11 protein-coding genes are annotated in these 13,085 nt (G+C 70.5%); 5 read left to right on the top strand and 6 right to left on the bottom strand.

Annotated features, from left to right (window positions below; genetic code table 11):
* Nucleotides 1–48: 48 nt before the first annotated feature.
* Entirely contained in the window at nucleotides 49–264 is a 216-nt protein-coding gene (locus tag VGH85_15205; protein HEY2175153.1) for an acyl-CoA carboxylase subunit epsilon, read from the bottom strand.
* Complete coding sequence (locus VGH85_15200; GenBank protein HEY2175152.1) at nucleotides 261–1,859, bottom strand: acyl-CoA carboxylase subunit beta; 1,599 nt, start codon at nucleotides 1,857–1,859, stop codon at nucleotides 261–263. Before VGH85_15200 ends, VGH85_15205 begins: the two co-directional genes overlap by 4 nt.
* Nucleotides 1,860–1,877: 18 nt before the next feature.
* Between VGH85_15200 and VGH85_15195 the strand changes: the two genes are divergently transcribed.
* From VGH85_15195 to nrfD, 5 genes are all read left to right on the top strand, one after another.
* On the top strand, nucleotides 1,878–2,702 hold the full coding sequence (locus VGH85_15195; GenBank protein ID HEY2175151.1) for a biotin--[acetyl-CoA-carboxylase] ligase: 825 nt from the start codon (nucleotides 1,878–1,880) through the stop codon (nucleotides 2,700–2,702).
* A 141-nt stretch (nucleotides 2,703–2,843) separates the two neighbouring features.
* Nucleotides 2,844–3,383 (top strand): PH domain-containing protein, encoded by a 540-nt coding sequence (locus VGH85_15190; protein HEY2175150.1) that lies wholly within the window; start codon nucleotides 2,844–2,846, stop codon nucleotides 3,381–3,383.
* Between the two features lie 334 nt (nucleotides 3,384–3,717).
* Nucleotides 3,718–6,954, top strand: a complete 3,237-nt coding sequence (fdh, locus tag VGH85_15185; GenBank protein HEY2175149.1) for a formate dehydrogenase — start codon at nucleotides 3,718–3,720, stop codon at nucleotides 6,952–6,954.
* Nucleotides 6,951–7,877 carry a 4Fe-4S dicluster domain-containing protein gene (locus tag VGH85_15180; GenBank protein HEY2175148.1) on the top strand — a complete coding sequence of 309 codons (927 nt, stop codon included), beginning with the start codon at nucleotides 6,951–6,953 and terminating at the stop codon, nucleotides 7,875–7,877. The genes fdh and VGH85_15180 overlap by 4 nt, the downstream gene beginning before the upstream one ends.
* Nucleotides 7,874–8,845: an NrfD/PsrC family molybdoenzyme membrane anchor subunit gene (gene nrfD, locus VGH85_15175; protein ID HEY2175147.1), complete on the top strand. Its 972-nt coding sequence runs from the start codon at nucleotides 7,874–7,876 to the stop codon at nucleotides 8,843–8,845. The genes VGH85_15180 and nrfD overlap by 4 nt, the downstream gene beginning before the upstream one ends.
* Nucleotides 8,846–8,857: 12 nt before the next feature.
* Here the strand turns inward: nrfD and VGH85_15170 are convergent, their stop codons facing one another.
* The 4 genes from VGH85_15170 to VGH85_15155 all read right to left on the bottom strand — a co-directional run.
* Entirely contained in the window at nucleotides 8,858–9,973 is a 1,116-nt protein-coding gene (locus VGH85_15170) for a LacI family DNA-binding transcriptional regulator (protein HEY2175146.1), read from the bottom strand.
* A gap of 28 nt (nucleotides 9,974–10,001) precedes the next feature.
* The gene (locus VGH85_15165; GenBank protein HEY2175145.1) at nucleotides 10,002–11,399 is read right to left on the bottom strand and encodes an L-fucose/L-arabinose isomerase family protein; all 1,398 of its coding nucleotides are present in this window, start codon (nucleotides 11,397–11,399) and stop codon (nucleotides 10,002–10,004) included.
* Between the two features lie 42 nt (nucleotides 11,400–11,441).
* Complete coding sequence (locus VGH85_15160) at nucleotides 11,442–12,107, bottom strand: L-ribulose-5-phosphate 4-epimerase (protein ID HEY2175144.1); 666 nt, start codon at nucleotides 12,105–12,107, stop codon at nucleotides 11,442–11,444.
* On the bottom strand, nucleotides 12,107–13,085 hold a 979-nt coding region (locus VGH85_15155; GenBank protein HEY2175143.1), incomplete at its 5' end, for a ribulokinase. The genes VGH85_15160 and VGH85_15155, both read right to left, overlap by 1 nt.

The following is a 13,085-nucleotide window of genomic DNA, read 5'->3' as shown; positions in this document are numbered from 1 at the left end:
CGACATTGTTGACAAATATCAGCTCGGCCGGCTGAGCCGCGGCCGGGTCTAGCGACGGAAGCCGCTGGCCCGCCAGGCGGACGGGCCCGACCGTAACGGTGCGCGCACCAGGGCGGTGCGGTCGAGCCAGCCCGACGGCTGCGTCTCGTGGTCCCGGCCGCGACCGGCCGCCGCGCGCGCCCGGGCCCGGGCCATGAGGACGACGACCGCCGCGGCGAACTCCTCGTCGGTCGGCTTGCCCCGGACCACCCGGATCGGGGTCATAGCGGGATGTTGCCGTGCTTCTTCGGCGGCAGCGTTTCGCGTTTGTTGCGGAGCATCCGCAGCGACTGGATGACGTATTTGCGGGTGTGGCTGGGCGGGATCACCGAGTCGATGTAGCCGCGCTCGGAGGCGATGTAGGGGTTGGCGAAGGTGTCCTCGTAGGTGACGATCCGCTCCTGCCGCATGGCATCGGGATCGTCGGCAGCCGCGAGGTCGCGGCGGTAGAGGATGTTGACCGCACCCTGGGCGCCCATGACCGCGATCTGCGCGGTCGGCCAGGCGACGTTGATGTCCGCGCCGAGGTGCTTGGAGCCCATGACGTCGTAGGCGCCGCCGTAGGCCTTGCGGGTGATCACCGTGACCTTGGGCACGGTCGCCTCGGCGTAGGCGTAGATCAGCTTCGCGCCGCGCCGGATGATGCCGTCCCACTCCTGTGACGTGCCGGGCAGGAAGCCGGGTACGTCGACGAACGTCAGCACCGGAACGTTGAACGCGTCGCAGGTGCGCACGAAACGCGCCGCCTTCTCCGATGCGTCGATGTCGAGACACCCGGCGAACCGCATGGGCTGGTTGGCGACGATCCCGATGCTGCGGCCCTCGACCCGGCCGAACCCGCAGATGATGTTGGGTGCGAACAGCGGCTGCACCTCGAGGAACTCGCCGTCGTCGACGACGTGCTCGACGATCGTGTGCATGTCGTAGGGCTGGTTGGGCGAATCGGGGACGAACGAGTCGAGGAAGGCGTCGTCCTCGGTCACCGCGGGGTCGAGGTCGACGTCGTACGCCGGTGGGTCGTCGAGGTTGTTGCTCGGCAGGTAGGACAGCAGCGCCTTGACGTAGTCGATCGCGTCGTTCTCGTCGCTACCCATGTAGTGCGCGACACCGGACTTGGTGTTGTGGGTGCGGGCGCCGCCGAGCTCCTCGAAGCCGACCTCCTCCCCGGTGACGGTCTTGATCACGTCCGGTCCGGTGATGAACATGTGCGAGGTGTGGTCGACCATGACCGTGAAGTCGGTGATCGCCGGCGAGTAGACCGCGCCGCCGGCGCACGGGCCCATCACGAGGGAGATCTGCGGGATGACGCCCGACGCGATGGTGTTGCGGTAGAAGATCTCGCCGAAGAGCCCGAGCGCGACCACGCCCTCCTGGATCCGGGCGCCGCCGCCGTCGTTGATCCCGATGATCGGGCAGCCGGTCTTCACCGCGAGGTCCATCACCTTGATGATCTTCTCGCCGTAGACCTCGCCGAGGCTGCCGCCGAAGACAGTGAAGTCCTGGCTGTAGATGCACACCTTGCGTCCGTCGATGGTGCCGTAGCCACTGACTACGCCGTCGCCGTAGGGCCGCCGGCTCGGCATGTCGAAGTTGGTCGACCGGTGCCGGGCCAACTCGTCCATCTCGACGAACGAGTCGTCGTCGAGGAGGGCCTCGATGCGTTCCCGGGCGGTCATCTTGCCGCGGGCGTGCTGTTTCTCGATCGCCCGGGCGGAGCCCGCGTGCACGGCCTCGTCGTAACGGTGCTGCAGGTCCGACAGCTTGCCCGCCGTGGTGTGGATGTCGGGCTCGGCCGGTGGTTCGGCTGCTGGAGTGCTCACCCGACGTAGCCTAGCCAGGTGTCCAGCCCGTACGACGACCTCGACCGGCCGCCGCTGTCCGAGCAGGCGCTCAGGGGAGCCCTGGTGCGGCCGGGGGAGTTGTGGCGCGAGGTGCGGGTCGTCGGCGAGACCGGCTCGACCAACGCCGATCTGGCCGCCGCGGCCGAGCGGGGGGCGGGCGAAGGTGCCGTGCTCGTCGCCGAGTCGCAGACGGCCGGGCGGGGCCGGCTGCACCGGGACTGGACCTCGCCGCCGCGGGCCGGGCTGACCTTCTCGATCCTGCTGCGGCCCGACGACGTACCGACGACCCGGTGGGGGTGGCTGCCGCTGCTCGCCGGGGTGTCCGTGGCCCGGGCGGTGGCCCGGTTCGGCGAGGTGGAGGCGCGGCTGAAGTGGCCGAACGATGTCCTGGTCGGCCCGGACCGGCGTAAGGCGGCCGGTCTGCTCGCGCAGGTGGCCGGTGGCGCGGTGGTCGTGGGGATCGGCCTCAACGTCACGACCCGTGCGGACGAACTGCCCGAGGGGGCGACCTCGCTGGCCGCCTCCGGCGCGTCCGGCACCGATCGCGATCCCTTGCTGCGGGCGATCCTGCGGGCGGTCGCCGAGGACTACCGGCGCTGGCGGGACGCAGGCGGCGACGCCGAGCGGTCCGGCCTCGCCGCGACGTACGACGGGTTGAGCGACACGCTCGGCCGCGAGGTGGTGGTCACGCTCCCGGCGGGCGAGCCGATCCGGGGCGTGGCAGGCGCGATCGCCGACGACGGCCGCCTGGTGGTCACCGGCGAGGGCGGGAAGGCCCGTGCGGTGGCCGCCGGCGACGTCACGCACGTCCGCTCCGCCTAGCGACGCCCTCTGACCCCCCCAAATCCCATGATCGTGATCGGATCCGTACGGCGTTTCGCGGCATTATCCGATCACGATCATGAAAGTTGGGGGGTCGGGGGCGCGATCGGTCATATTGGGGTGGAGAGGTGAGGGGGACCGGTGGCCTATCCCGACAATCTGCTCGCGGACGGTGAGCAGGTGGTCCGGCATCTGAATCCGCACTGGATCAGGCTCGCGGTGCCGGTGCTGGTGTTCGTGCTGACGATGGCGATCGGCGGATTTCTGCTGTCCTTCGCCGCGCACACCGGCCTGTCGTCCCTGCCGGTCACGCCGGTGCGGTTGGGCATCGTGGCGGTCGCGGTCTATGTGCTCGGGTGGTTCGCCCTGGCGCCGACGGTGCGCTGGCGGAGCACGCATTACGTGATCACGACCCGGCGGATACTGATCCGGGTCGGCGTACTCACCCACCGCGGCCGGGATATCCCGCTGCAGCGGATCAACGATGTGGCGTTCCGTCAGTCGCTGCTCGATCGGATCATCGGCGCGGGAACGCTGGTGGTGGAATCGGCGGGTGAGCTCGGTCAGGAACGGTTGTACGACGTGCCGCACGCCGACCGGGTGCAGCAACTGCTCAACCGGCTGGTCGAGCAGAACGCTGCATCCCGGTGGGCGCCCGGCGTCTCAGACCGGCTGACTTAGAAGGTCGGCCGCCGCAGGTGTGCCGGCGGGTTGAACACCTCGCGGGTGTAGTGGTCCATGCGGGCCACCATGTCGGGTGCGGTGACCGGACGCGCTCGGCGTCGGCTCCCCCGCAGGACTCGGTTGACTCGGCGTGGCATAGCCATCCCCGTCTACTTCCTCTCTAGCTCGTTTCCTTCGGAGCCTCTTTACCGATCAAGATGCTCCATAGATTCCAACCAGCTCATCGCCCGATCATTTCCGGATTTCGGCATGACCCACGTCACATATCCACCCGGTGTCCCGCCTGCCGAGCGGCCGCGATTCAATCAAGCCCGTGAGCGTCGTCGCCTGGCTGGATGCACGGCTGAAGTCGTGGCCCGTCTACCAGCAGGCGACCGGCGACGACCGGCTGGGCCGGGGCCACGCCGCCCGGTCGAGTCGCACCGACCAGCTCACCGCACGCACCGAGCAGGCCGACTCGGTGGTGCGCTCGGTCTGCCCGTACTGCGCGGTCGGGTGCGGCCAGCGGGTCTTCGTCAAGGACGGCCAGGTCACCCAGATCGAAGGCGATCCCGATTCGCCGGTCAGCCGGGGGCGGCTCTGTCCCAAGGGCAGCGCCAGCCTGCAGCTGGTCACCGCGCCGAGCCGGGTCAGCAAGGTCCGCTACCGCCGCGCCCACGGCGCGGAGTGGGAGGACCTCGACCTCGACGTAGCGATGGACATGATCGCCGACCGGGTCATCGCGACCCGGAACCAGGGCTGGCAGTGGGAGGTCGACGGGCGCCGGGTACGCCGCACGATGGGGATAGCGAGCCTCGGAGGGGCAACCCTCGACAACGAGGAGAACTACCTCATGAAGAAGCTCTACACCGCCATGGGGGCCATCCAGATCGAGAACCAAGCCCGTATTTGACACTCCTCCACGGTTCCCGGTCTGGGAACCTCGTTCGGGCGCGGCGGCGCCACCACATTCCAGCAGGACCTGCAGAACGCCGACTGCATCCTGATCGAGGGCTCGAACATGGCCGAGTGCCATCCGGTCGGGTTCCAATGGGTGATGGAGGCGAAGAAGCGCGGCGCGACGGTGATCCACGTCGATCCGCGGTTCACCCGGACCTCCGCCGTCGCCGACCTGCACGTGCCGATCCGGGCCGGCAGCGACATCGCCTTCCTCGGTGGCCTGGTCAACCACGTGCTGACCAACGAGCTGGACTTCCGGGACTATGTCGTCGCCTACACCAACGCGGCGGCGATCGTCGACGAGGACTTCCGCGACACCGAGGACCTGGATGGCCTGTTCTCCGGCTGGGACCCCGAGACGAAGACCTACGATCCGGTGTCGTGGCAGTACGAAGGCGCCACCGAGGCCGCCGAGGCCCGGTCCAACCGCGATGACGCCGACGACCCCGACGAAAGCGGGTCTGAGGAGGTCGCCCACGAGGCAAAGAGGGCGGAGGCGGCCGGCTCCGGCGGCCCGTCGATCCCGGCCAAGCCCGAGCGCGACGAGACGCTCACGCACCCCCGCTGCGTCTACCAGATCGTCAAACGGCACTTCGCCCGCTACACGCCGCAGCTGGTTCAGGAGGTCTGCGGCATCGACCCGGAGCAGTTCGCGAAGGTCGCCGACGCGATCACGCGCAACAGCGGGCGCGAGCGCACCACCGCGTTCTGTTACGCCGTCGGCTGGACCCATCACAGCGTCGGCGTCCAGTACATCCGCACCGCGTCGATCCTGCAGGCCCTGCTGGGCAACATCGGCCGGCCGGGCGGTGGCATCCTCGCGCTGCGGGGCCACGCGAGCATCCAAGGCTCGACCGACATCCCGACGCTATTCAATCTGTTGCCCGGCTACATCCCGATGCCGCACGCGCACCAGCACGAGGACCTCGACGGGTTCGTCGCAACCGACGAGGGCAGTGCCGGCTTCTGGGGCAACATGCGGTCCTACACGGTCAGCCTGTTGAAGTCCTGGTGGGGCGATGCGGCGACGGCCGACAACGACTTCTGTTTCGATTACCTGCCGCGACTGACCGGCGACCACGGCACCTACCAGACGGTCATGGACCAGATCGACGGCACGGTCAAGGGCTACTTCCTGGTCGGCGAAAACCCTGCCGTCGGTTCGGCCAATGCCAAGATGCAGCGCCTCGGCCTGGCGAACCTCGACTGGCTCGTCGTCCGCGACCTGCAGATGATCGAGTCGGCGACGTTCTGGATGGACGGGCCGGAGATAGCGACCGGCGAGATGTCGACGGAGGACATCGGCACCGAGGTCTTCTTCCTGCCCGCCGCTGCGCACACCGAGAAGAGCGGCTCATTCACCAACACCCAGCGCATGCTGCAGTGGCACCACAAGGCGGTCGAGCCGCCGGGCGATGCCACCAGCGACCTGTGGTTCTACTTCCACCTCGGCCGCATCATCCGGGAGAAGCTGGCCGGGTCCACGGACGAGCGCGACCGCCCGCTGCTCGATCTCACCTGGGACTACCCGGTGGAGGGACCTGAGCGCGATCCGAGTGCGGACGCCGTACTCCGCGAGATCAACGGCACCGGGCCGGACGGAGCCGCGCTCTCGGCGTACACCGAACTCAAGGACGACGGGTCGACGCGGTGCGGGTGCTGGATCTACTGCGGCTGCTACGCCGACGAGACCAATCAGCCGGCCCGGCGCAAGCCCGGCGACCAGCAGAGCTGGGTCGCGCCGGAGTGGGGCTGGGCGTGGCCGGCCAACCGCCGCATCATCTACAACCGCGCGTCGGCGGACCCAGACGGCCGGCCGTGGAGCGAACGCAAGGCCTATGTGTGGTGGGATTCCGATGTGGGGAAGTGGACCGGGCACGACGTCCCGGACTTCATTCCGGACCGGCCACCGGACTATGTCCCGGCCGAGGACGCGAAGGGCCCGGACGCAATCGGCGGCCGGGATCCGTTCATCATGCAGAGCGACGGCAAGGCCTGGCTCTATGCACCGGCCGGCCTGGCCGACGGCCCGATGCCCACGCATTACGAACCGGCCGAGTCGCCGGTGGTCAACCCGCTCCATCCGGCGCAGCAAGGCAATCCGGCGCGCCAGGACTACGACCGTCCGGAAAACCTCACCAACCCGTCGAGCAGCGACGTGTTCCCCTTCATCTTCACCACCTACCGGCTCACCGAGCACCACACGGCGGGCGGGATGAGCCGGACCCTGCCGTATCTTTCCGAACTTCAGCCGGAGATGTTCTGCGAGATCTCTCGGGCCCTCGCCCGTGAGCGGGGGCTCACCAACGGCGGCTGGGCGACGATCGTGACGGCTCGTACGGCGATCGAGGCGCGGGTGCTGGTCACCGACCGGATGCGCCCGCTGCGGGTGGCCGACCGGGTCGTCCACCAGGTCGGTCTGCCTTACCACTGGGGCCCGAACGGCCTGTCCACCGGCGACGCCGCGAACGAACTGGTGACCGTCTCGCTCGATCCGAACGTCCACATCCAGGACAAGGTCGGGACCTGCGACATCCGGCCGGGTCGGCGGCCGCGCGGACCCGCGCTGCTCGACTACCTTGACGGATACCGGCGCCGGGCGGGCTTGTCCGAGGGGGATCACTCGTGAACAACCGCTTCTACGGTCCGCTCCCGGACGTCGCCGGCGACGCCGGTTACGCCGAACCTCCCGAGCGGGTCGGCTTTTTCACCGACACCAGTGTGTGCATCGGGTGCAAGGCGTGCGAAGTCGCCTGCAAGGAGTGGAACGCCGTGCCCGAGGACGGCATCTCGCTGTCCGGGATGTCCTACGACAACTCCGTACAGCTGTCCGCCGACACCTGGCGGCACGTCGCCTTCATCGAGCAGCAGGTGGCCACACCGTCCACTGTGGACCTCGGTATGCCCACCGTCGGCTCACCGCCCGCTGCGTCCGACGACGCCACCGACGGTGCCACCGACGATGGGGCCACCGACGACGGGGCCGGCGTGCGGTGGCTGATGTCCTCGGACGTGTGCAAGCACTGCACGCACGCGGCCTGCCTCGACGTGTGCCCCACCGGCGCGCTCTTCCGCACCGAGTTCGGCACGGTCGTCGTGCAGCAGGACGTCTGCAACGGCTGCGGCTACTGCGTGCCGGCCTGCCCCTACGGCGTGATCGACCAGCGGCCGGAGGACGGCCGGGTATTCAAGTGCACGCTGTGCTACGACCGGCTCGGGTCCGGTCTCACGCCGGCCTGCGCCCAGGCCTGCCCGACCGAGTCCATCCAGTTCGGCCCGCTCGACGAATTGCGGGAGCGCGCGGCGCAGCGGCTCGACGCCCTGCAGGCTGCGGGCGAGGAAGGTGCCCAGCTCTACGGCGAGAGCCCGGACGACGGGGTCGGCGGCGACGGCGCGTTCTTCCTGCTGCTCGACAAGCCGGAGGTCTACGGGCTGCCCCCCGACCCGGTCGTCACCACCCGCGACCTGCCGTCGATGTGGCGGCACGCAGGCGCGGCGGCCGCAACTGCTGCCGTCGCCCTGATCGCGGCGTTCGCGGGGCGGCGCCGATGAGCGGGACGGGCGGCCGCGACGGCGGTCGGCGGCGCGGCGGTCGTGGCCGTGGCGGGCGCGAACGCGCGATGGTTCCGCCGGCCGAGTTCACGTCCTACTACGGCCGGCCGGTGATCAAGGCGCCGGTGTGGAAGGTGCCCGACGTGCCGGCGTATCTGTTTCTCGGCGGGCTGGCCGGAGCGTCGGCGTCGATGGGCACGCTGGCGGACGCCACGGGCCGCCCGGCGCTGCGCCGCGTCGGCCGGGTCGCCGCCGCCGCCGGCGCGACGGCGAGTGTAGGTGCACTGGTGCACGACCTGGGACGGCCGGAGCGGTTCCTCAACATGATGCGGGTGTTCAAGCCGACCTCACCGCTGTCCGTCGGCTCCTGGATCCTGGCGCCGTTCTCCGGTCTGGCGACGGTCGCCGCGGCCAGCGAACTGACCGGCAGGTGTCCGGCGATCGGTCGGCTGGCGGGCGCCGCCTCCGGTGTCATGGGCCCGGCGATGGCGACCTACACGGCGGTGTTGCTCGCCGATACCGCCGTACCGGCCTGGCATGAGGCCTACCACGAGTTGCCGTTCACCTTCGCGGGCAGCGCACTGGCCAGCGCCGGCGGGCTCGGCATGCTCGCCGCCCCGGTCGCCGACGCCGGCCCGGCCCGCAGGATGGCCGTGCTCGGCGGCACGCTCGAGATCGCCGCCACCGAGAGGTTCCAGCACCGCCTCGGGATGCTCGCCGAGCCCTACCGCACCGGCCGGCCGGGCCGGTTCATGACCGCGGCGAAGGCGCTCACCGGCGCCGGCACCCTCGGCGCCCTGGTGGCGGGCCGCAGCCGGGCGGCGTCGGCGGCCTGCGGAATCGCGCTGACCGCCGGGGCGATCTGCACCCGGTTCGCGGTCTTCACCGGCGGCGTCGCATCGGCCAAGGACCCGAAGTACACCGTCGTCCCGCAACGCCAGCGGCTCACCGAGCGAGAAGGCGGCTGAGCGCGGGTCGGCTCAGGCGCGGGCCTTCCGGCCGCGGCCGCGCGGTGCGGCCTCCCGGCCGTCGACCGTCGCCGATTCCTCGCGCGGCGTCGACTGCCCTGTCGACTGCCCTGTCGACTGGGCCGTCGACTCGCGGACCACGAGCCGGCTGGGCAGGGTGTGTACGCCGGGCGACGGCCGGCCGTCGATCCCGGCCAGCAGCTCCTCGGCTGCGCGCCGGCCGACCTCGTGCAGGTTGGAGTCGACGGTGGTGAGCGGTGGCCGGCTGGCCGTGGCCATCACTTCCCAGTTGTCGAACCCGACGAGCGCGACGTCGTCGGGGATCCGCCGCCCGGACTCCCGCAGCGAGTCAGCGACCCCGCGGGCGATCTGGTCGCTGCCGCAGAAGATCGCGTCGGTGTCGGGCGCCGAGCGCAGCAGGATGTGCGCGGCCTGCCGGCCCCACTCCTCGCTCCAGCCGCCGTGCAGGACGCCGGGGCCGGCCAGCTTCAGACCGCCCGCCGCGAGCACGTCCAGCGCGCCTTCGGCCCGCAGTCGCGCCGCGAGGAACCGTTCCGGACCGGTGATGTGACCGATCCGGCTCCGCCCGGTGGCGAGCAGATGCGCGACCGCCATCCGACCGCCCTCCACGTCGTCCGGGACGATCGACGGCTCGGCCGGATCCGCGGACTGCGTCATCGCGTAGACAACCGGCACCGGAAGGTCGGTACCGATCGGTGGCCGCGGGTCGACCCGGCGTCCGGTGACGATGATGCCGTCGACCCGGCGGCCGAGCAGGGTGCGCAGGTAGTGCTGCTCACGGATCGGATCGCCGCGCCCGTCGCACATGAAGATCGAGATCTGCCCGGCACCGAGCGCGTCCTCGGCGCCGAGCATCACCGGGATGCTGAACCGACCGAAGCTGTCGGTGGTGATCAGGCCGACCGTGAAGCTGCGCCCCGACAACAGCCCCCGGGCCAGCGAGTTCGGCTGGAAACCGAGCCGGTCGGCCGCCGCGAGCACCCGGTCGCGGGTCTCCTCCCGGAGCTGGCCGCGACCGTTGAGCGCCTTCGACGCGGTGCCGACGGACACGCCGGCGCGGGCGGCGACCTCCGAGATCGTCACCGGCGTGGATCGGCGTTCGCTCACCGGTCCTCCGAGCTGGGCGTCATCACCGTCAGACCTGCACGAACTCGATCCCGGCGAGCTCGCAGAAGACCTGCCAGGTCGCGGCGTGCCGGCCGAGGTTCATCACCTGGTGGTGCGGCCCGCCGGCGCGCAGCCAGCCGTTCAGGCATTCCCGGACACCGGAGTCCGGCCGGAACTGGCCGTAGGGCATCTCCAGCGCCGGCAGCTGCTGGCTGTCGAGCACCTCGCCCTCGGCGACGACCAGCCGGAACCGGGAGCCCTCGAGCGAGACCAACGTCGCCAGGGTGGCCGGGCCGGGCTGGTACTGGAAGACGAACGTCGGCGGGTCGTCGAGCCGGCCGATGCCGAGCGCCCGCTTGACCAGCCGCACCGGCCGGTCCTTGCGGGCGATCTTCCAGTTGCCCTCGCCCATGTGGCTCATCAGGATCGAGTCGGTCGGGAAGTCCATCGCGTACATCTCGGAGAAGTGCGCGTCACCGATGAGGGTGTGGCCGGCGAACACCATCGCGGCGGTGAGCACGTCGCCCTCCGCGCCGTAGCCGTAGCCCTTGGCCATCAGGCTCGAGGCGGCAGCCAGCGGCAGCCGGCGGAACCGGCCGTCCTCACCGATCGCGTCGAAGTGCGTCGAATAGGCACCGACACCGCGGTCGACGAGGATGTGCTCGAGCGCGACCTGCATCCGGACGTGGTCGTCGCGTTCCTCGGCCGACAGCCGCTGGTCGATCTCGAAGTTCTTGTCCTCGAAGCCGATCACGTCGGCCACCTCGTCGTCGGTGACCGCGCTCATTCCCCGGTAGAGATCGCCGGGCGCGATGGCGATGATCGTCGGGCCCAGCGTGCGGGAGAGCGCGTTCTCGTCGACCCGGATGTCGCCCATCTCGTTCATCGCGTAGCCGAAGATGGCGACGTTCAGGGAACGCCACGCCGTGATGGTCGCGGCGGCCCGCGCCCACCGGTCGATGTCGACCCGGAAGGACTCGCTGCGCCAGTCGTCGGTGACGACGTGGAACGGCACACCGGCCCGGACCATCGAGTTGGCCGTGTCCTGGGCGCCGTGCACGCCCTGGTTATAGGTCATGTCGGCCATGTCCCAGGCCGGCGTGACGTTGGGTTCGGGCTGGATGTTGGCCAGGCACAGGGGAAGCCGGGCTTCTGCCAGCAGTCGGGCCACCCGCATCGCCGGGCCGTAGGTGAGCATCACGACGAGTACGCCGTCGAGGTCGGCACCCTCGAACTGGTGCATCACCCGCTCGGCGTCCGCGCGGCTCTTCACCGGCTCGGCGGCGATGAACTCGCCGACGTCGGACAGGTGGTCGGCGAGCTCGGCCGCGTAGCCGGCCTGCCGTTCGGTGATGCCGGGGATCATGTCGTCGTAGAGCGCCTGCATGATGCCGACGATGCCGATGCGGGGCTTGCGGTGTTCCATGATTCCTCCGGGTCCGGGCGGCGGGGCAGGCGATGGGCGCGGTCAGCGTTGGCCGTAGACGCCTTGGTAACGGGCGTAGAGCGAGTCGATGTGCTCGCCCGCGATCGGCTTCGGCGACCCGAGCGAGCGCGCGATGTGCACGGTGCGGGCGACGTCCTCGCACATGACCGCCGCCTTGACCGCGTCCTTCGCCGACGTCCCGATGGTGAAGACGCCGTGATTGGCCATCAGTACGGCGGGGGAGCGGTGGTCGGTCAGGGTCGAGACGATGCCCTTGCCGATGTCGTCGCCGCCGATCAGCGCGAACGGCCCGACCGGGATCTCGCCGCCGAACTCGTCGGCCATCGCGGTGAGCACGCAGGGGATCGGCTCGTGCCGCGCCGCCCATGCCGTCGCGTAGGTGCTGTGGGTGTGGACGACGCCGCCGACCTCCGGCATCGCCCGGTAGACGTAGGCGTGCGCGGCGGTGTCGCTGGACGGGCTCAGGTCGCCGTCGACGAGCGCGCCGTCGAGGTCGCAGACCACCATCGAGTCGGCGGTGAGGTCGTCGTAGGAGACGCCGCTCGGCTTGATGACCATCAGGTCATGGCCGGGCACGCGGGCGGACACGTTGCCGGCGGTCCACGCGACGAGGCCGTAGCGGGTCAGCTCGGAGTGCAGCCCGGCGACCGCCGCCCGGAGCTCGTCGACCTCGGCGGGCAGGGAGATCATTGCTTCACACTCGCATTCCGCATCGCCCGCAGGCGGTGCATGACGTCGTTGACCCCGCGGCCGAAGTGGTCGTGCAGCAGGACGTATTCGGCGTAGAGGGCGTCGTAGGCCGCGGCCCGCTCGGCGTCGGGCAGGTAGGCGTTGCGCTCGCAGGTGCCCATCGCCTCCGACGCGGCCGGCACATCGGGGTAGACGCCGGCGGCGACGGCGGCGTGGATGGCCGATCCGAGCGCCGGCCCCTGGTCGGAGCCGATCAGGCTCAGCGGTCGACGCGTCACGTCGGCGTAGATCTGCATGAGGATGTCGTTTTTCATCAGCCCGCCGGCGATGACCAGCTCGCGCACCGGCACGCCGGACTCTTCGAACGTCTCGATGATCTTGCGGGTGCCGAACGCGGTCGACTCCATCAGCGCCCGGTAGATGTCCGGCGGGCGGGTGGCGAGGGTGAGCCCGACGATGAGCCCGCTGAGCTCGTGGTCGACCAGCACCGATCGGTTGCCGCCCAGCCAGTCGAGCGCGACCAGGCCGTGCGCGCCGACCGGTTCGGCGCCGGCGAGCCGGCTGAGCCGGGTGTGCACGCTCTCGCCGGCCGCGTCCGCCTCGTCCCGGTAGGACGCCGGTACGCCGTGGTCGATGTACCAGGCGAAGATGTCGCCGACCCCGCTCTGCCCGGCCTCGTAGCCCCACCGCCCGGCGACGATCCCGCCGTCGACGACCCCGCACATGCCCGGCACCTCGGCGAGCCGCTCACCGTTCATCACGTGGCACGTCGACGTACCCATGACCGCGAGCATGGTGCCCGGCTCGATCGCCTTCGCCGCGGGCGGCGTGACGTGGGCGTCGACGTTGCCGACGCTGACCGCGATGCCCTCGGGCAGTCCGGTCCACGCCGCGGCCTGCGCGGTCAGCCCGCCGGCCCGGTCGCCGAGCGAGGACAGCGGATGGTCGATCTTGTCCTCGACGAAGTCGGCGAAC

This window comes from Mycobacteriales bacterium (assembly GCA_036497565.1).
Taxonomy (GTDB): Bacteria; Actinomycetota; Actinomycetes; order Mycobacteriales; family QHCD01; genus DASXJE01.
The sequence above is the reverse complement of the archived record's forward strand: the minus strand, read 5'-3'. Positions and strand labels throughout refer to the sequence as shown.

Bases quoted from the DNA above. Each gene is read 5' to 3' on its own strand.
- VGH85_15205 (HEY2175153.1), bottom strand. From the start codon at position 264: ATGACCCCGATCCGGGTGGTCCGGGGCAAGCCGACCGACGAGGAGTTC.
- nrfD (HEY2175147.1), top strand. From the start codon at position 7,874: ATGAGCGGGACGGGCGGCCGCGACGGCGGTCGGCGGCGCGGCGGTCGT.
- VGH85_15165 (HEY2175145.1), bottom strand. From the start codon at position 11,399: ATGGAACACCGCAAGCCCCGCATCGGCATCGTCGGCATCATGCAGGCG.